The 17,894-nt window shown below is 70.8% G+C and carries 16 protein-coding genes and 2 pseudogenes; 8 read left to right on the top strand and 10 right to left on the bottom strand.

All coding sequences use genetic code 11. The annotated features are described in order from the left end of the window. Positions 1-18: 18 nt before the first annotated feature. The 3 genes and pseudogenes from OHA64_RS29950 to OHA64_RS29940 all read left to right on the top strand — a co-directional run bounded on the left by OHA64_RS29950 (position 19) and on the right by OHA64_RS29940 (position 1,921). Positions 19-423: a hypothetical protein gene (locus OHA64_RS29950; protein WP_405618242.1), complete on the top strand. Its 405-nt coding sequence runs from the start codon at positions 19-21 to the stop codon at positions 421-423. Between the two features lie 5 nt (positions 424-428). Further along, positions 429-965 (top strand): annotated as a pseudogene (locus OHA64_RS29945) (thiol-disulfide oxidoreductase DCC family protein); the annotation flags it as partial. Positions 966-1,126: 161 nt separating this feature from the next. Continuing rightward, positions 1,127-1,921 carry a TetR family transcriptional regulator gene (locus OHA64_RS29940; RefSeq protein WP_405618240.1) on the top strand — a complete coding sequence of 265 codons (795 nt, stop codon included), beginning with the start codon at positions 1,127-1,129 and terminating at the stop codon, positions 1,919-1,921. A 69-nt stretch (positions 1,922-1,990) separates the two neighbouring features. Here the strand turns inward: OHA64_RS29940 and OHA64_RS29935 are convergent, their stop codons facing one another. After that, on the bottom strand, positions 1,991-4,429 hold the full coding sequence (locus OHA64_RS29935) for an MMPL family transporter (protein WP_405624169.1): 2,439 nt from the start codon (positions 4,427-4,429) through the stop codon (positions 1,991-1,993). A 165-nt stretch (positions 4,430-4,594) separates the two neighbouring features. Between OHA64_RS29935 and OHA64_RS29930 the strand changes: the two genes are divergently transcribed. Both OHA64_RS29930 and OHA64_RS29925 read left to right on the top strand, forming a co-directional pair. After that, positions 4,595-5,284: a response regulator transcription factor gene (locus OHA64_RS29930; protein ID WP_405618238.1), complete on the top strand. Its 690-nt coding sequence runs from the start codon at positions 4,595-4,597 to the stop codon at positions 5,282-5,284. Positions 5,285-5,337: 53 nt separating this feature from the next. Beyond that, positions 5,338-6,816, top strand: a complete 1,479-nt coding sequence (locus OHA64_RS29925; protein ID WP_405624168.1) for a sensor histidine kinase — start codon at positions 5,338-5,340, stop codon at positions 6,814-6,816. A gap of 29 nt (positions 6,817-6,845) precedes the next feature. On the opposite strand, the gene OHA64_RS29920 is transcribed toward OHA64_RS29925, so the two are convergent. From OHA64_RS29920 to OHA64_RS29905, 4 genes are all read right to left on the bottom strand, one after another. Continuing rightward, entirely contained in the window at positions 6,846-7,247 is a 402-nt protein-coding gene (locus OHA64_RS29920) for an ATP-binding protein (RefSeq protein WP_405618235.1), read from the bottom strand. Positions 7,248-7,343: 96 nt separating this feature from the next. After that, positions 7,344-8,900, bottom strand: coding sequence for an ABC transporter substrate-binding protein (locus tag OHA64_RS29915; protein WP_405618233.1), 1,557 nt, complete (start codon positions 8,898-8,900; stop codon positions 7,344-7,346). Positions 8,901-9,097: 197 nt separating this feature from the next. Further along, on the bottom strand, positions 9,098-10,399 hold the full coding sequence (locus OHA64_RS29910) for a metallophosphoesterase (RefSeq protein WP_405618231.1): 1,302 nt from the start codon (positions 10,397-10,399) through the stop codon (positions 9,098-9,100). A 39-nt stretch (positions 10,400-10,438) separates the two neighbouring features. Continuing rightward, entirely contained in the window at positions 10,439-10,678 is a 240-nt protein-coding gene (locus tag OHA64_RS29905) for an SCO4848 family membrane protein (protein ID WP_405618229.1), read from the bottom strand. 91 nt (positions 10,679-10,769) lie between these two features. Here OHA64_RS29905 and OHA64_RS29900 point away from each other — a divergent pair, with 91 nt between their 5' ends. Then, positions 10,770-12,122: a D-alanyl-D-alanine carboxypeptidase family protein gene (locus OHA64_RS29900; protein WP_405618227.1), complete on the top strand. Its 1,353-nt coding sequence runs from the start codon at positions 10,770-10,772 to the stop codon at positions 12,120-12,122. Here the strand turns inward: OHA64_RS29900 and OHA64_RS29895 are convergent. From OHA64_RS29895 to OHA64_RS29885, 3 genes and pseudogenes are all read right to left on the bottom strand, one after another. Beyond that, positions 12,070-12,978 carry a YihY/virulence factor BrkB family protein gene (locus tag OHA64_RS29895; RefSeq protein WP_405618225.1) on the bottom strand — a complete coding sequence of 303 codons (909 nt, stop codon included), beginning with the start codon at positions 12,976-12,978 and terminating at the stop codon, positions 12,070-12,072. The two genes, OHA64_RS29900 and OHA64_RS29895, sit on opposite strands and share 53 nt — an antisense overlap. Positions 12,979-12,996: 18 nt before the next feature. Then, positions 12,997-13,389: a GtrA family protein gene (locus tag OHA64_RS29890; RefSeq protein ID WP_405624167.1), complete on the bottom strand. Its 393-nt coding sequence runs from the start codon at positions 13,387-13,389 to the stop codon at positions 12,997-12,999. Then, positions 13,389-13,616: pseudogene (locus OHA64_RS29885) on the bottom strand (phosphatase PAP2 family protein); the annotation flags it as partial. The gene OHA64_RS29890 and the pseudogene OHA64_RS29885, both read right to left, overlap by 1 nt. Before the next feature lie 133 nt (positions 13,617-13,749). Here OHA64_RS29885 and OHA64_RS29880 point away from each other — a divergent pair. After that, on the top strand, positions 13,750-15,105 hold the full coding sequence (locus OHA64_RS29880) for an FAD-binding protein (RefSeq protein WP_405618222.1): 1,356 nt from the start codon (positions 13,750-13,752) through the stop codon (positions 15,103-15,105). 118 nt (positions 15,106-15,223) lie between these two features. Further along, positions 15,224-15,979, top strand: a complete 756-nt coding sequence (locus OHA64_RS29875; protein WP_405618220.1) for a decaprenylphospho-beta-D-erythro-pentofuranosid-2-ulose 2-reductase — start codon at positions 15,224-15,226, stop codon at positions 15,977-15,979. A gap of 27 nt (positions 15,980-16,006) precedes the next feature. Here the strand turns inward: OHA64_RS29875 and OHA64_RS29870 are convergent, their stop codons facing one another. After that, positions 16,007-16,591: a 2'-5' RNA ligase family protein gene (locus OHA64_RS29870; protein ID WP_405618218.1), complete on the bottom strand. Its 585-nt coding sequence runs from the start codon at positions 16,589-16,591 to the stop codon at positions 16,007-16,009. 161 nt (positions 16,592-16,752) lie between these two features. Continuing rightward, entirely contained in the window at positions 16,753-17,766 is a 1,014-nt protein-coding gene (trpS, locus tag OHA64_RS29865) for a tryptophan--tRNA ligase (protein ID WP_405618216.1), read from the bottom strand. Between the last annotated feature and the right edge of the window lie 128 nt (positions 17,767-17,894).

Raw genomic sequence — 17,894 nt, 5'->3', positions numbered from 1 at the left:
TCAAGAAGGGGTGGGGCCATGGACCGCACCGTCGTCGCCTACGTCATCTACCTGGTCGTCAGCATCGCGCTGACCGTCTGGGTGGCCCGGACTCTCAGCCGGAACGGGCGGGTCTTCCTCGCCGACGTGCTGCAGGGCAACGAGAAGCTCGCCGACGCCGTCAACCATCTGCTGGTGGTCGGCTTCTACCTCGTCAACCTCGGGTTCGTCGCGCTCTATCTGAGCGGGGACGCGACCATAGAGGACACGCGCGAAATCTTCGAGGCCCTGTCGACCAAGCTGGGCGTGGTGCTCCTGGTGCTCGGGGTCATGCATCTGGGCAACGTGTACGTGCTCAACCGGATCCGGCGCCGGGGTGTCATGGAGCGGGAGCAGGTGCCGCCCGTCGCGCCGCAGGGCTGGGTCGGGACGCGGGGGGCGTGACCACCGTGGCGACCATCGAGGACCGGGGCGCCGCGCGCGTCCCGGTCCGGCGGCTCACCGTCCTGTACGACGCCGAGTGCGCCCTGTGCGGCTTCCTGCGCGACTGGCTCGTACGGCAACCGCAGTTGGTGCCGCTGGAGATGGTGCCGGCCGGGTCGCAGGAGGCACGGCGGCGGTTTCCCGGGCTGGATCACCGGGCCTCCCTCGACGAGATCACCGTCGTCGGTGACGCGGGGCAGGTGTACCAGGACACCGCCGCCTGGATCGTCACCCTGTGGGCCCTGCGCGAGCACCGGGCACTGGCCCACCGGCTCAGCACCCGGTCGGGGGCCCAGCTCGCCAGGGGCGCGGTGCTCGCCGCCGCCAAGTGGCGTGGCAGCCAGTGGAACAGGGGGGCCTCTCAGTGGGGAAACGGCGGTCACGGGAGCGGCGGGGGCCGGTGGGAGGGCGGTGGCCGGTGGGGCGGGGCCGTGTACCGCCGTGCGGACGGGTGGACGTACGACCCCGGTCAGGGATGGACGTACAACCCGCCTGGCCCAGCGACGTACGACCCGCCCGGCCCAGCGACGGGCCACACGCCGCCCGGCCCCGGCCCCCGCACCGCACCGCCCGGTGCCGGCCATGGCCCCAGCACACCCACCCAGGACCCGACCCCACCGGCCTGCGACAGCGGGACCTGTCCCACTCGTTAGGCTCTCTTACCGTGCCTGCGAACCATGACGGCCCCGACGAGGGCGGTACCCCGAGCAAGTCCGAGCAGACCCGCGCGCTGATCCTGGAGACGGCGATGCGGCTGTTCCAGGAGCGGGGCTACGACAAGACGACCATGCGGGCCATCGCCCAGGAGGCCGGGGTCTCCGTCGGCAACGCGTACTACTACTTCGCGGGCAAGGAGCATCTGATCCAGGGCTTCTACGACCGGATCGCCGCCGAGCACCAGGCGGCGGTCCGGGAGGTCCTGGTCCGGGAGACGGACCTGGAGGCCCGGCTCGGGGGCGTGCTGAAGGTGTGGCTGGACATCGCCACGCCGTACCACGAGTTCGCGGTGCAGTTCTTCAAGAACGCCGCCGATCCGGACAGTCCGCTCAGCCCCTTCTCTCCCGAGTCGGAGCACGCGCGCGAGGCGGCGATCAGCGTCCATCGGCAGGTGCTGGCCGGCGCCACGAGGACGAAGGTTCCGGAGGAACTGCGGGACAAGCTCCCCGAGTTGATGTGGCTGGCCCAGATGGGGCTGGTGCTGTACTGGATCTTCGATCGGACCGAGGGACGGGAGCGGAGCTACCGGCTCGCCGAGCGGGGGGCCCGGCTCACCGCCCGGGGCGTGTCGCTCGCCCGGTTCCGGGTGCTGCGGCCGCTGGTGCGGGAGGTGCACGAGCTGTTCACGGACTTCCTGCCCGGAATGACGAAGGCGCTCCCCGACCCGGCGAGGAAGCCGGACGCGACACCGGACGAGCCGACGGAAGGCGAACGGCAGGAACGCGAACGGACGCAGGACTGACGAACGTTGAGGTGACACACGTAGGCCGCAGGGGCGCCCCACCAGCACGAGCGCCCCGGGCCGCGGTGGTCAGTTGACCGCGTCCACCTCCCCCTCCGCCAGCTCCACGTCATGCACCACCGGGCCGTCCTCGACGACCACCTGACGGGCCCGAGTGGCGTACGCCGCCGCCGTCGTCGTCACCAGATACGTCCCCGGCGCCGGAACCGACACGATGTACGAGCCGTCGGCCAGCGACACGACCCGGTCCAGTTGGCGTCCGCCCTTCGACAGCAGCGTGACGGCCGCGCCCCCGACCGGGTCGCCGTCGGCCGTACGGACGAAGCCGTGGACAGCCGAGGAGTGGTCGGCCGAGGAGTGCGCGGCCGGGAGCGGGCCCTCCGCCTGTCCCTCGGAGAACGCCTCCCCTGTGTCCTCCTTGGGCTCCACCGCCAGATGCGGCAGCCGCTTGTCCAGCCAGGTCGGCAGCCACCAGTTGGAGTTGCCGAGCAGGTGCATCGCGGCCGGCACCAGCGCCGTACGCAGGATGAACGCGTCCAGCGCCACCGCCGCGGCCAGGCCCACGCCCGCCATCGCCGCCCCCGAGTCGCCGCTGAGCACGAACGCCAGGAACACGCAGACCATGATCAGGGCAGCGGAGTTGATGACGCGGCTGGTCTCGGCCAGACCGACGCGTACCGCACGGGCGTTGTCCTTGGTGTGCACCCACTCCTCGTGCATGCGGCTGACCAGGAAGACCTGGTAGTCCATCGAGAGGCCGAAGAGCAGGGACAGCATGATGACCGGCAGGAAGGCGTTGATCGGGCCCTCCTTGCCCAGGCCGAGGAGGTCGAGCCCCCAGCCCCACTGGAAGACCGCGACGAGGACGCCGAAGGAGGCGGCGGCCGCGATCAGGTTCATCAGGGCGGCCGTCAGCGGTACCACCACGGAGCGGAAGGCGACCAGCAGGAGCAGGAAGCCCAGGCCGATGATCGTGGCGATGAAGAGCGGCAGGCGGTCTCCCGTCACCGTCGCGAAGTCCTTCGACACCGCCGTCACGCCGCCGACGTGGGCCTGCGCCCCCGCCTTCGGGATCACCTGGTCCCGCAGGGTGTCGATGAGCCGGTCCGTCTCCTCGGACTGCGGTGACGTGGTCGGGACGACCTGGATCACCGTCACGCCCCGCGCGGACGGCAGCGCGCCGACCTGGGCGACGCCCGCGGTGTCCTTGATGCCCTTGACCAGCGTGGCGGTGTCGCCGCCGTCCGCGACCACCTGGAGCGGACCGTTGAAGCCGGGCCCGAAGCCCTCGGCGAGCAGGTCGTACGCCTTTCTCGTGGTCGTCGACGCGTCGTCGTTGCCCTGGTCGGTTGCGCCCAGGCGCAGCGACAGCACAGGAAGCGCGAGTACGGCCATGACGACGAGGGCGCCTGCGGCGATCCTGCGCGGGCGCTTCTGCACGCCCGTCGACCAGCGGGCGGCGAGACCGCTCGCCTTCTCCGGCTCCGGCCCGCTCGCGGCGAGCCTGCGCCGCTGCCGGCGGCTGAGCACCCGGGAGCCGAGGAAGCCGAGCAGGGCAGGCAGCAAAGTCGTGGCGGCCAGGACGCTCAGCACCACGGTCAGCGAGGTGCCGATGACGACACCGTCCAGGAAGCGCAGGTTCGTCACCAGCATCCCGGCGAGCGCGATGCACACCGTGCCGCCCGCGAACAGCACGGCGCGGCCGGAGGTGTTGAGGGCGGTGACCGCCGACTCCTCCGGGTCCATGCCGCGCAGGATGCCCTTGCGGTGCCGGGTGACGATGAACAGGGCGTAGTCGATGCCGACGCCGAGGCCGATCAGGGTGGCGAGCAGCGGGGCCAGGTCGGGGATGTCCGTGACATGGCTGAGCAGCTGCGTGGAGAACATGCCCGTGCCGACTCCGAAGATCGCGACGGCGAGCGGCAGCAGCATCGCGAAGAGCGAGCCGAAGGCCAGGAACAGGACGACGGCCGCCGCCAGGATGCCGATCATCTCGGCGAGACCGGTGGGCGGTTCCTGCACCCGCTGGATCGCCTGGCCGCCCAACTCGACCTGTAGTCCGGCGCGTTCGGCGCCCTGTGCGGTGTCGAGGACGTTCTCCACCAGTTCCTTGGGTACGGCGTTCGCCTGGTCGGCGAAGGTGATCTGGGCGTACGCGATCCGCCCGTCGCCGCTGATCTGGTGCGCGCCCGCCGAGTAGGGGCCGGCGACGCCGCCGACGCCCTTCATGCCGGCGATCTCGTCGAGCGCGGGCTGGATACGGGACCGTACGGACTGGTCCCGCACCGACCCCTCGTCGACCTTCCACACCACCGTGTCGGTGTCGCCCGCGCTCTGCGGGAAGGCCTTCTCCATCAGGTCGTACGCGCGCTTGGAGTCCGTGTTCGGAAGGGAGAAGACGTTCGCGTAGTCCGTGCCCGCCGTGGAGGCCGAAAAGCCCAGGCCGAACAACGCCCCCACCCACAGCAACAGGACCACCAGCCGGTGCCGATAGCACCACCGTGCCAATACCGCCACGCTCAACAGCTCCTCAGTCGATCGGTCGGTCCCCCAGGTCCTGCGCAACAGAATTGGCGTCGCCGCGCGCGCGTGGGGGTGACCGGCCATGACTCTCAAGGAACTCCAAAGCTCCGAACCCGCCCGGTTGTCGGTGGCCCCGCCGATACTGGGGGCATGACGACGGGTCCAGGCACCGTGCTGGTCGTGGAGGACGAGGAGAGCATCGCCGACGTGCTCGCCATCGCCCTGCGCTACCACCGCTTCGAGGTCATGACGGCGGGCACGGTCCGCGAGGCGCTCACGCTCGCCGGGCGCACTCGCCCGGACGCGGCGCTGCTCGACGTGATGCTCCCGGACGGCGACGGCCGCGCCCTGGGCCGTCAGCTGCGCGCCGAGCGACCCGACCTGGCGGTCGTCTTCCTCACCGCCCGCGACTCGCCCGCCGAGATCGTCGGCGCCCTCGGCTACGGCGACGACTACATCACCAAGCCGTTCAACATCGACGAGGTCGTCGCGCGGATCACGGCCGTGCTGCGCCGGACCCGGCCGGCCGACGTCCTCCCGCAGCGGCCGCCCCTGCGCTACGGCGACCTGGAGCTGGACGACACGACGTACTCGGTGCACCGCGCGGGCCGCTCCGTCGAGCTCACCCCCACCGAGTACGCGCTGCTGCGCTTCCTGGTGCGCAACGACGGCCGGATCGTGCCCAAGGAGCAGCTGCTGCGCCATGTCTGGCAGTACGAGCACACCCCGGCCGAGTCGACCGTCGTGGAGACGTACATCAGCTATCTGCGGCGCAAACTGGACACGCTGGGACCGCCGGTGATCACCACCCGGCGGGGCGTGGGATACGGACTGGCTTGAAACCCCCGAAGGCGCGAGTGGGCCTCCCGAGGTGGCTGACGTCGGGAGTGGGTCTGCCGAGGTGGCCCGGGGCAGGCCGCATCCTCACCGGGACCCGCCGCAAACGCGGTGTCCATTCCCTGCGCGGCAAGCTGACGCTGGCGAACGTGGCGTTGCTCGCGCTCGGGATCGTCGCGGCGACCGCCGTGAGCGTGATGGGCATGCGGTACTACCTGCTGGACCAGATCGACACGGAGCTCACCAAGACCCGTGACTCGCTGGGCGGCTCCCAGCTCACCCTGCGGCAGATCGACTCGCTGAGCGTGCTGGGCTTCGTCCGCGACCGGCTCGCCCCGCAGGCCCCGGACGAGAAGCCGCGGCCGGACTCCATCTTCGCCGCCGTCGACAGCCGGGGCGAGCCCGTCGGCCTCCTCGGGTTCGGGCCGACCGAGGCCCAGCGCGGTCTGGCGGCCGCGGTCGACGACCCGGACCGGATCGTCGAGGATCCCGAGCCGCACGACGTCTCACTGCACGGCGCCCCCTACCGCGTGACCGGGACCCGGCTCGCCGACGGCACCCGGATCCTGCTCGCGACGTCCACCGACGCCCTCCACAAGGGCGTCGCCAAGGCCCTCAAGTTCGACCTGACCATCGGCACCCTGCTGCTGGCGCTGCTGGCCTGTCTGACGATGCTCAGCGTCAGCAGACGGATGCGGCCGCTGGAGGACATGGTGGAGACGTCCTCGGCGATCGCCGAGGGGGACCTGACCCGGCGTGTGCCGTCCAGTCACCATCCGACGCAGGAGGTCGAGCAGCTCCGTCTCGCCCTCAACTCCATGCTCCACCAGGTGGAGTCGGCGTACCGCACGCGGGAGGACAGCGCGGCCCAGCTGCGCCGGTTCGTCGCCGACGCCTCGCACGAGCTGCGCACCCCGCTGTCCGCGATACGCGGCTACCTCCAGCTGTACGACCAGGGGATGCTGTCCGACCCGGACGAGCGCAAGCGGGCCTGGGGGCGGGTGATGGCGGAGGCCGATCGCATGGGCCGGCTCGTCGACGAGCTGCTCACCCTCGCCCGTCTCGACCAGCGGCCCGAACTGCGCTTCCGGAACGTCGACGTGAGCCGTCTGGTGCGGGACGCGGCCGAGGATCTGCGGGTGCAGCAGCCCGGCCGGCCCATCACGGTCGAGGCCGACGGCTCCCTGCTGGTGCGCGCCGACGAGTCCGGGCTGCGGCAGGTGCTCGGCAACCTGGTCGCCAACGTGCGCATCCACACGCCCGCGGACGTGCCGGTGCGGCTCGGCGTGGCGCGGGCGGACGGGGTCGTACGGCTGTGTGTCGCCGACAAGGGGCCGGGGCTCGGCCCGGAGGACTCGGCGCGGGTCTTCGACCGGTTCTTCCGGGCCGGCGGGGGCGCGGGCAGCGGTCTCGGCCTGGCGATAGTGCAGGGAGTGGTGCGGGCACACAGCGGCGAGGTGACAGTGCGGACGGCACCGGGCGAGGGGCTGACGGTGACGGTGACGCTGCCGGCGGGGGCGCCGGGGCCGGTGTAGGCCCGCGCGCGCTCGTTCCCCTGGGGACGTCATGGGGTGGTCTGCACCAGGACCCACACCGTCTTGCCGTGCCGGCCCCTGCTCCACACGCCCCAGGCGGCGGAGACGTTCTCGACCAGGTGCAGACCGCGGCCGGCCTCCGCGGACTCGCCGACCACCCGCAGCCGGGGCTCCGGCCGGCCCTCGTCGGAGACCTCGATGAGGGCCGAGCCGTCGGCCAGGGCGGTCACCGCCACCTCGAACTCGCGCTCACGGAACGGCCCGTGGCGTATGACGTTGGTCGCCAGCTCGGACACCAGCAGCACCGCGTCGGCCAGGGCCTCGCCGTCCGGCCCGTGCCCCCAGTCGGTCAGATGGTCCCGGACCCGGCGTCGGGCCAGACCTACGGACGCGGGGTGCCGGGGCAGCCGGAACGAGTTGCGCCTCAACACGTCTGCCCCTCCCCTCACACACGTCACCTTCACATGGTGCTGCGTGGGGATGCTGCCCAGCGCCACTTGGGCGAATGTCCGTACGGCGAGATCGCGTCAGATCCAGTCGAGGCGCCAGAGCCGGAAGACCCCTGTGCCGTCCGACAGGTACTGCCCACCGCCAACGGCCTCGCTCGTGACGACGTACTCCTTGGCCTGCCACAGCGGAATCACCGGCACGTCGGCCGCCACGGTCTGCTGCAGCTCGCGGAAGTCCTCACTCACCTCGCCGCGGTCGGCGTACCGTCGGCTGTCCTGGATCAGCCGGTCGACGGTCTTGCTGCTGTAGCCGGTGTGCATCGAGCCGTCGGTGCCGACGAGCGGAGCACCGAAGGTGTCCGGGTCGGGATAGTCGGCCACCCAGCCGACCGCGTACGCGTCGAGCTTGCCGCCCGCCCAGCGCTTCTGGAAGTCGGTCCACTCGTAGCCCTTGACGGTGACCTTGAACAGACCGCTCGCCTCCAGCTCACGCTTGATCTCCGCGGCCTCCTCGGCGGCGGCACCGCGGCCGACGCCGTAGCCGTAGGTGAAGCGGACCGGCAGGGTCACCCCGGCCCGGGTGAGCAGCTTCCGGGCCTTCTTGGTGTCCTGCTCGGGGTAGCGGTCGAAGAACGACGTGGTGTGGCCGGTGATGCCGGCCGGGATGAGCGAGTAGAGCGGGTCGACGGTGCCGTCGTACACCGTGGCGGCCAGCCGGTCCCGGTCGATCAGCCAGGCCATGGCCTGCCGGACCCGGGTGTCGTGCAGCGGCGAGCCGGAGCGGGTGTTGAGGTACAGGTTGCGGGTCTCGGAACTGTCGACCTCGGAGACGCGCTGGGACGGGTCGCTGGCGTTCAGTGCGGACAGGACGTTCGGCGGCAGCTGCCGGGTGGCGACGTCGATCCGCTTCGCCTTCCAGGCGGCGTCGAGTTTCTCGCCGTCGGCGTAGTAGCGCAGCTCCACGGGCCGGCCGGTGTTCTTGAGGGCGCCCTTGTAGTGGCCGTTGGGCGCGAGGACCGCCTTCTTACCCTTCGTGTACGCCGTCAGCTCGTACGGTCCGGTGCCGTCGGCGCCGGTGTCCCCGCGCAGGCCGTTCGCCGGGTACTTGGTGGGGTCGACGATCGAGCCGGCCCCGGTGGCGACCTTGAAGGGGAAGGTGGCGTCGGGCGAGGACAGCTGGAAGGTGACGGTCCGGCCGCGCGTGGTCACCGACTTGAGGGTGTCGAGGAGGGAGGCGGGGCCGACCGGCGAGTTGATCCTCTTGACCCGGTCGAAGGAGTACTTCACGTCCGCGGCGGTGACCTCGCGGCCGCCGGGGAAGGTGAGGCCCTCGCGCAGTTCGCAGCGGTAGGTGCGCAGGTCGCCGCCGACGAAGGCACAGTGGTCGGCCGCGTCCGGGACGGGCGAGGCACCGCCCGGCTCGAAGGTCAGCAGCGACTGGAAGACATTGCTGAACAGGGCCCAGGAGCCGGCGTCGTAGGCACCGGCCGGGTCGAGCGACGTGACGGAGTCACTGGTACCGACCAGGATGGTCCGGCTCTCGCCGGAGTCGTCAGGCAGCAACTGCCAGCCGCCCACTCCGACGGCCGCGAGCACGAGCAGTGTCGCCAGGATCCGCATGCGAACCGATCGCATCGGTGTGCCCTCCCCAGGCCCTTTCACGGGGCCCTCGGCGGGCCGCAGCGCGTATGCCGGTCCCCCAGCCGAGGTCACCTAACCACAGGAGTTTCACCTGGAGGAAGGGAGGTTTGTTCGAGTTGGGCAAGAACTTACGCAAGCGCCTTTCGACCAGGTTTCACAGCGGTCTCACAGGTCGCCCGCCGATACCCCGCTCAGGCCTGCCGCGAGGCCAGTTCGATCACCGTGATGTCCGACTCCGCGCCCACCCGGGTCGGCGGACCCCAGGCGCCGGCGCCGCGGCTGACGTACAGCTGTGTGTCGCCGTAGCGCTCCAGACCGGCGACGGTCGGGTTCGCGGCCGCCGCTATGAGGTTGCCGGGCCAGAGCTGTCCGCCGTGGGTGTGGCCGGAGAGCTGGAGGTCGACGCCGTGCTCGACGGCGTCGTGGATCTGGACCGGCTGATGGGCGAGGAGCACGCACGCGCGTGCCGTGTCCCGGTCGCCGAGCGCCTTGCCGAAGTCGGGTCCCTGCCCCTCGCTCTCGCCCGCCACGTCGTTGACGCCCGCGAGGTCGAAGTGGGCCAGTTCGGTCCGGTCGTTCTCGAGCGGGCGCAGGCCCAGCCGGCGGACCTCCTCGACCCACTGCTCGGCGCCGGAGAAGTACTCGTGGTTGCCGGTGACGAAGTACGCCCCGTGACGGGCCTTCAGCTGGGCCAGGGGCGCCGCTGCCGGGCCGAGGTCCTTCACGCTGCCGTCCACCAGGTCGCCGACGACCGCGATCAGGTCGGGCTGGGTGCCGTTGATCGTGTCGACGACCCGCTGGGCGAAGCCCCGGCCCAGGACCGGGCCCAGATGGATGTCGCTGACCACGGCGATCCGGTAACCGTGCGCCGCGCGCGGAAGCTTGGCCAGCGGCACGGTGACCCGCTTGACCGTGGGGCCGTTCAGGACGCCGTAGGTGCCGTAGCCGACGGTGGTGAGGGCGGCGGTGGCGGCGGCGCCGCCGACCACTCGGGCGACGAAGAGGCGACGGGAGGGGAGGGCCGGCGACGAGGGCCGGGGGGCCTGCTGAGCGCCTCGCTCGGGATCGGACTCGGGGTCCTGCTCCGGCAGGGAAGCCGTTCCCGCCGGGACCGGCTGCGGCTCGGGGACCGGCTCGGGCTCCGGCTGTCGTACGTCCGTCTCAGAGCCCGCCCGCCGCTCCAGGAACCGTCGCAGCAGCGGCCGTACGACCTCACCCGCAGCGACGGCCAGCAGCAGGTAGATCGACAGCGCCATCCACAGGAAGCCGGGCCAGGCCAGGGTGCGCTGGAGCCAGAAGGGCGCGCCGGTGCGCTCGGCGACGAGGGCCGTGATCGCGAGCACCCAGCCGCCCGCGATCAGCACCGCGCCCGCGCGGCGCACCCAGCCGGGGGCCCGGGTCGTGTCGCGGAACAGGCGTCTCCACAGGTACCAGTTGGCCGCCACCAGGACGGCCAGGACGACCAGCAGGAGCAGTACGAAAAGTATGACCACGGTCTTGTGTCCCCCGTAGTGGGCTGTAGGGCCGTTCGGTTATGACGTACGGCGCAGTGCGCGGACTCCGCGCAACCCGATGCCGCCGACGACCGTCCCCAATACGAAGGAGACGACGGCGAGCGTCAGGTGCACCCAGAAGTACGCCGTGGGGTGGCCGTCGTCGAAAGCGAGCCCGCTGCCGTCCTTGACCAGGTTTTTGACGAAAGTGACCCAGATGATCCAGCTCCACACCCCGAAGGCGAGCAGGAACCAGGAGACGGGGCGGCTGAGCTTCATGCGTCCAGTATCGCCGCCCGGTGTCCGGTTCCGTGTCCGGGGTGGGGAGGGTGGCGGGACTTCACGCCCCGTGCCATGTACGTTCCTCAGCGTGTCCGCACCCAAGAAGACCGCCAGGCGATCCCTGCTGGTCACCACCGCAGTCCTGTCGTCCCTCGCGCTGACCGCGCCCCTGTCGTACGCGGCGCCCAGCCCGTCCCCCAGTGACAGTCCGTCGGGCAGTCCGTCCGGCAGTCCGTCGGCCAGTCCATCGGGCAGTCCGTCGGCCACTCCCCCGGCGCGGATGTCGTCCGTCGGGGGCGAACGCCTCGGCCAGGCCGGGACACAGGTGAATCTGGCGAGTGGGGTCCCGGTCCTGCCCAAGGACCTGACCGCGCGCTCGTGGATCGTCTCCGACGCGGAGTCCGGCCATGTGCTGGCCTCGCACAACGCGCACTGGCGGCTCCCCCCGGCGAGCACCCTGAAGATGCTGTTCGCGGACACGGTCCTGCCGAAGTTCCCGAAGACCGAGAAGCACAAGGTCGTCCCCTCGGACGTGGCCGGCATCGGCGCCGGCTCCAGCCTGGTCGGGATAAAGGAGAACGAGACGTACACGGTCCACGACCTGTGGCTCGGTGTCTTCCTGCGCTCCGGCAACGACGCCGTGCACGTGCTGTCGCAGATGAACGGCGGAATCGACAGCACCGTCAAGGAGATGAACGCGCACGCCGAGGAACTCCAGGCCCTCGACACGAACGTGATCAGCCCGGACGGCTACGACGCCCCGGAGCAGGTCTCCTCCGCGTACGACCTGACGCTGTTCGCCCGTTCCGGACTGCAGAAGAAGGACTTCCGCGAGTACTGCTCGACGGTCAGCGCGAAGTTCCCGGGCGAGACGACGAAGGTCAAGAAGGGCAAGAGCAAGGGCAGGACGACCCGGGGGTCCTTCGAGATCCAGAACACCAACCGGCTGCTGTCCGGCGACTCCGACGTCTCCGTCTACCCGGGTATCGCGGGCGTCAAGAACGGCAACACCACCAACGCGGGCGCGACCTTCACCGGTGTCGCCGAACGGGGCGGCAAGGTGCTGCTCGTCACCGTCATGAACCCGGAGAAGGACGAGCACAACGAGGTCTACAAGGAGACCGCCAAGCTCTTCGACTGGGGCTTCAAGGCGGTCGACAAGGTGCAGCCGGTGGGTGAGCTGGTGCCGCCGAAGGGCTCGGCGCCGGCGAGTGGCCAGCCGGGCACGTCCGGGCAGGCGGGGGGCGCCGAGGACGGCGGTGCTTCGTCGGAGGCTTCCTCGAAGCCGGTCGCGAGTGCCACGGCCGGGGGCCGCTCCGGCGGCATCGGGATCGCGCTGTCGATCACCGGTGGGGTGCTGGTACTGCTCGCGGGCGCCGCGTTCCTGGTCAACCGCCGCTGGCCGCTGCCCGATCTGGTACGCCGTCGGACTCGTCCGTGAGTTCGACCTCCTTGCTCTGCGTCGCCGTCCAGGCGGCGCAGAACAGCACCAGCTTCGACGTGAAGTTGATCCACAGCAGCAGGGCGACAGGCACCCCGAACGCGCCGTACATGCTCTTCGCCGCCACGCCCTGCATATAGCCGCTCAACAGCAGCTTCAGCAGTTCGAAGCCGACCGCGCCGGTCAGCGCGGCCACGAAGAGGCGGCGCCGCCTCGGCTCGACACCGGGCAGCAGCGTGAGGACGTACAGGAGCAGCAGGAAGTCCGCGAGGACAGCGACCAGGAACGCGGCGATCCGCAGCAGGACGCTGCCCCAGCCGGCCCGGTCGATGCCCAGCTGGTCGGTGGTCCAGCCGATCATCGCGGAGGCGATGGTGGAGACGACGAGCGTGGCCAGCACGGCGCCACCGAGCCCGAGGAGGATCCCGAAGTCCTTGGCCGCGCGCAGGACCGGGTTTTCCTCCTGCTCGGGCAGTTCCCAGACCGCCCGCAGACACTCGCGCGTCGAACCGGCCCAGCTGATGCCGGTGAACAGCAGGACGGCGCCCGCGATGAGGCCGACGGTGCCGGCGTTCTGCACCAGGCCGTCGATGTCGAGCTGGTCGGAGATTCCGGGTACCTGGTCGGCGATCTTGTGCTGGAGGTCGCTCTGCTTGTCCTTGCCGAATGCGGCGGCGACGATCGCGGCGGCCACCGTGAGCAGCGGGAAGAGCGCGACGAAGCTGGTGAAGGTCATCGCGGCGGCCAGCCGGGTCCACTTCACCCGGTCCAGCCGCTCGAACGACCGCCAGGCGTGGGTGGCCATCAGGCGCGCCAGCGGCGGCCCGACGACGGGGAGCTTTTTCAGCCAGTCCATGTTCCGACTCTGCCCTGGTCAGCCCACGATCCACCCTCCCGCCCGGTCACGGAAGACAAACGTCCTAGTACCCCAGAAACGCAGGACAGTGGCGAGCGCCATGCCGATTCCGGCCCCGGAGACGGTGTCGGCGCGTTGCGAGGTGAGGTTGAGGCCGTAGTGGCTGATGGCCAGACACAGCAGCTGTACGAGGGCACCGGCGATGTTCACCGCGACGAAGACGGCGTAGGGGCGCACGCCCTTCGGCCGCGTGTGCCGGTAGGTGCCCAGCGCGTTGCCCGCGTACGCCACCGAACAGCCGGCGACGAAGGACAGCGCCTTGGCGGTGAGGACCCGTCCGGCGGCGACCGGGCGGTGACGCTTGGTGGGGTGAGCGCGGTCGGCGGCGGCGTCGCGGGCGTCGTTGATCAGACTCGCTTCACACCCATGCTGGCGAAGTGGGCGCCCGCGGTGAGCGCGGTGCCTCGCAGCCAGGCACCGCGTCGTTCAGTGTCCACGGCTGCTCCCGCGAGGCCCGCCGCGAACCACAGCGCACCGTGTTCGCCCGCCCAGGACAGGGCGCGCGCGGCACCGGCGACGTGGGGGTCGGCACCGTACGCTCGGATCGCCGAAAGGATTTGGTGGTCCACGTGGTCCATGTGGACTCACTGTTCACGCCCACCCCGCCGGAACTCCGGCAATATAGAGCGACATCCCATTAATCACCCATTTCGGGGAGGGTAGGGATGTTTCAAAACTAATCGCCCACAGATGGGCGATACGGTCACGCTCATGCCTGCCGACACCGTTTCCGTCACCGGCTGGGGCCGCACCGCTCCCACCGCCGCCCGTCTGATCCGCCCACGGACGTACGAGGAGGCCGCGGCCGCGGTTCGGGACTGCGGGGCGCGCGGTGGCATCCCGAGGGGCCTGGGACGGGCGTACGGAGACGCGGCGCAGAACGCCGGCGGCACGGTGTTCGACATGACGGGCCTGGACCGTGTCCACGTGATCGACGCGAGCAGCGGGATCGTGCTGTGCGACGCGGGAGTCTCCCTGCACCGGCTGATGGAAGTCCTGCTGCCACTCGGCTGGTTCGTGCCCGTGACGCCCGGCACGCGGTACGTCACCGTCGGCGGGGCGATCGGCGCGGACATCCACGGCAAGAACCACCACGTCGCGGGCTCCTTCTCCCGTCACGTCCTGTCATTGGAACTCCTCACCGCCGACGGCGAGGTCCGCACGGTCGCACGCGGCACACCGCTGTTCGACGCGACCACGGGAGGCATGGGCCTGACCGGCGTGATCCTCACCGCGACCGTCCGACTCCAGCCGGTCGAGACCTCGCTGATGTCGGTCGACACCGAGCGCGCACGGGACCTCGACGACCTGATGGCGCGCCTGACGGCCACCGACCACCACTACCGCTACTCGGTCGCCTGGATCGACCTCCTGGCGCGCGGCGCTGCGACGGGCCGCGCGGTGCTGACCCGCGGCGACCACGCTCCCCTGGAGGCGCTGCCGAAAAGCACCCGCGCGCGCAGGCAGCCGCCGCCCTTCCGCACCGCCCGTCTCCCGGCCGCCCCCGCCTTCCTCCCCGAGGGCCTCCTCAGCCGGACGACGGTCGGCCTCTTCAACGAGCTCTGGTACCGCAAGGCACCCCGCGCGCGTACCGGCGAACTCCAGAGGATCTCCCGTTTCTTCCACCCCCTCGACGGGGTCCCGCACTGGAACCGGATCTACGGCCGCGGCGGCTTCGTGCAGTACCAGTTCGTCGTCGGCCACGGCCAGGAGGACGCCGTACGCCGGATCGTGCGCCGTGTCTCCGGGCGCCGCTGCCCGTCCTTCCTCGCCGTCCTCAAGCGTTTCGGGGACGCCGATCCGGGCTGGTTGTCCTTCCCCGTACCGGGGTGGACGCTGGCCCTGGACATCCCGGCGGGGCTGCCCGGCCTCGGCGCCTTCCTCGACGAACTGGACGAGGAGGTGGCCGCGGCCGGCGGGCGGGTCTACCTCGCCAAGGACTCGCGGCTGCGGCCCGAACTGCTCGGCGCGATGTACCCGCGACTGGACGATTTCCGGGCACTGCGCGCGGAGTTGGACCCGCGCGCGGTGTTCACGTCGGACCTGTCCCGGCGTCTCGCCCTCTAGTGCCGCGGCAGGCAACGTTCGCCCCGTCGCGGCACTAGTCCCCCAGCCCACTGGCTCTCCAGCACTCCACCCCTCCGGGCTTCTTCTCCCGGCCATCAGGCAACCTCTAGGAGCTGTCGTGAAGGACGCCTTCGGCATTCCCCAGTCCCTGCTCGTCCTGGGCGGTACGTCGGAGATCGCGCTGGCGACCGCGCGCCGGCTGATCGCCCGCCGCACCCGCACGGTGTGGCTGGCCGGGCGCCCATCGCCCGCCCTCGATGCGGCCGCCTCGGAACTACGCGCCCTAGGAGCGGACGTGCACACCGTCGACTTCGACGCGCTCGACCCCGACTCCCACGAGGTCGTGCTCGGCAAGGTGTTCGCCGAGGGCGACATCGACATGGCACTGCTCGCCTTCGGGATCCTCGGCGACCAGGCCCACGACGAGCGCGAGCCGGCCGGTGCGGTGCGCGTCGCGCAGACCAACTACACGGGCGCGGTGTCGGCGGGACTGGTGACCGCGAGCGCGTTGCAGGACCAGGGCCACGGCTCGCTCGTAGTGCTCTCCTCCGTGGCCGGGGAGCGCGCCCGCCGCTCCAACTTCATCTACGGCTCGAGCAAGGCCGGCCTGGACGCCTTCGCGCAGGGTCTGGGCGACGCGCTGCACGGCACGGGCGTGCACGTCATGGTCGTTCGCCCCGGATTCGTACGGTCGAAGATGACCGCGGGTCTTCCGGAGACGCCCCTGGCCACGACCCCCGAGGCGGTCGCCGCGGCCGTCGAACTGGGGCTGCGGCGGCGCTCGGAGACGGTCTGGGTGCCGGGCACGCTGCGGGTGGTGATGTCGGCGCTGCGGCACGTGCCGCGGACGGTGTTCCGGCGGCTGCCGCTGTAACCGGAGGTACAGCCTCTGTAACTGTGGTTACAGCTGGCTGGTGGGCAGGGAGCCGCGCTCCAAACGGGCCGTCTGCGGGGGCACGACCGCGCCTCGGAAGACGAACTCGCGCAACTTGCGCCACACGCCGTCGGCGCCCTGCTCGTAGAGCGCGAAGCCGGTGCAGGGCCACTGGGCCTCGTAGTCGGCGAGCGCCTCGAAGGCCCGGTCCATGGCCTCGTCCTCGATGCCGTGCGCCACCGTGACGTGCGGGTGATACGGGAACTGCAGTTCGCGCGCCACGGGGCCGGAGGCGTCCCGGACCTGCTTCTGCAGCCAGGTGCAGGCCTCGGCGCCCTCGGCCACCTGGACGTAGACCACGGGCGACAGGGGCCGGAAGGTGCCGGTGCCGGACAGCCGCATCGGGAAGGGGCGGCCGGCGGCCGCGACCTCGCCGAGGTGGGCCTCGATCGCGGGCAGCATCGATGCGTCCACCTCCGTCGGCGGCAGCAGGGTGATGTGCGTGGGAATGCCGTGAGCCGCGGCGTCGCCGAAGCCCGCACGCCGCTCCTGGAGCAGGCTGCCGTGAGGCTCCGGGACCGCGATCGACACGCCGATCGTTACGGTCCCCACGTCATCTCCTGTCATCGTGTCGGCTTGGTCCTGTCGGTCCTGTGTCGGTTTTGTTCTCAGCCGTCCGGCTATCGACTGTACGGCCACGGCTGTGTTGTGGGCAGGCGCAGTCGTAGTGATGTGCGGCGCTCCGCCCGGTGGTACGCGTGCGCGCCTGCCCCTCAGTGCTTGGCGGGCAGGAATCCGACCCGCTCATAGGCCTGCGACAGCGTCTCCGCGGCGACGGCGCGCGCCTTCTCCGCGCCCTTCGCCAGGATCGAGTCGAGCGTCTCCGGGTCGTCCAGGTACTGCTGGGTGCGCTCCCGGAACGGCGTCACGAAGTCGACCATGACCTCGGCGAGGTCCGTCTTGAGCGCACCGTAGCCCTTGCCGACGTACTTCTCTTCCAGTTCGGTGATACCCGCCCCGGTGAGCGTCGAGTAGATGCTGAGCAGGTTGCTCACACCCGGCTTGTTCTCCGTGTCGAAACGGATCACGGTGTCCGTGTCGGTGACCGCGCTCCTGACCTTCTTCGCGGTCGCCTTCGGGTCGTCGAGGAGGTTGATGAGGCCCTTCGGTGTGGATGCCGACTTGCTCATCTTGATCGACGGGTCCTGGAGGTCGTAGATCTTCGCCGTCTCCCTGAGGATGTACGGCTTCGGGACCGTGAAGGTCGCGCCGAAACGGCCGTTGAAACGCTCGGCGAGGTCGCGGGTGAGCTCGATGTGCTGGCGCTGGTCCTCGCCGACGGGGACCTCCTGGGCCTGGTACAGCAGGATGTCCGCGACCTGGAGGATCGGGTACGTGAACAGGCCGACGCTGGCGCGGTCGGCGCCCTGCTTGGCGGACTTGTCCTTGAACTGGGTCATGCGGGACGCCTCGCCGAAGCCGGTGAGGCAGTTCATCACCCAGGCCAGCTGGGCGTGCTCGGGGACGTGGCTCTGGACGAAGAGCGTGCAGCGCTCCGGGTCGAGACCGGCCGCGAGGAGCTGGGCGGCGGCCAGCCTGGTGTTCGCGCGCAGGTCCGCGGGGTCCTGCGGCATCGTGATCGCGTGCAGGTCGACGACCATGTAGAACGCGTCGTGGGACTCCTGCAGGGCCACCCACTGGCGGACGGCGCCGAGGTAGTTGCCGAGGTGGAACGAGCCTGCGGTGGGCTGGATTCCGGAGAGCACTCGCGGACGGTCAGAAGCCATGCTCACCATTCTCTCAGGTGCCGGGGGCCGATCCGGAACTGGTCGGAAACAGATGCGCCACAGGTGGGAACCGATCCGCCGCGAGCGGTGTACCAATCGTGTGAGGACGCGGGAGGGGGGCCGCATCG

The organism is Streptomyces sp. NBC_00076 (assembly GCF_045041235.1).
Classification (GTDB): domain Bacteria; phylum Actinomycetota; class Actinomycetes; order Streptomycetales; family Streptomycetaceae; genus Streptomyces.
This window is presented reverse-complemented; position numbering and strand designations above follow the sequence as displayed.

Coding starts and splice junctions, on each gene's coding strand:
- OHA64_RS29950 (WP_405618242.1), top strand. CDS start 19: ATGGACCGCACCGTCGTCGCCTACGTCATCTACCTGGTCGTCAGCATC.
- OHA64_RS29930 (WP_405618238.1), top strand. CDS start 4,595: ATGACGACGGGTCCAGGCACCGTGCTGGTCGTGGAGGACGAGGAGAGC.
- OHA64_RS29915 (WP_405618233.1), bottom strand. CDS start 8,900: ATGCGATCGGTTCGCATGCGGATCCTGGCGACACTGCTCGTGCTCGCG.
- OHA64_RS29905 (WP_405618229.1), bottom strand. CDS start 10,678: ATGAAGCTCAGCCGCCCCGTCTCCTGGTTCCTGCTCGCCTTCGGGGTG.
- OHA64_RS29895 (WP_405618225.1), bottom strand. CDS start 12,978: ATGGACTGGCTGAAAAAGCTCCCCGTCGTCGGGCCGCCGCTGGCGCGC.
- OHA64_RS29880 (WP_405618222.1), top strand. CDS start 13,750: ATGCCTGCCGACACCGTTTCCGTCACCGGCTGGGGCCGCACCGCTCCC.
- trpS (WP_405618216.1), bottom strand. CDS start 17,766: ATGGCTTCTGACCGTCCGCGAGTGCTCTCCGGAATCCAGCCCACCGCA.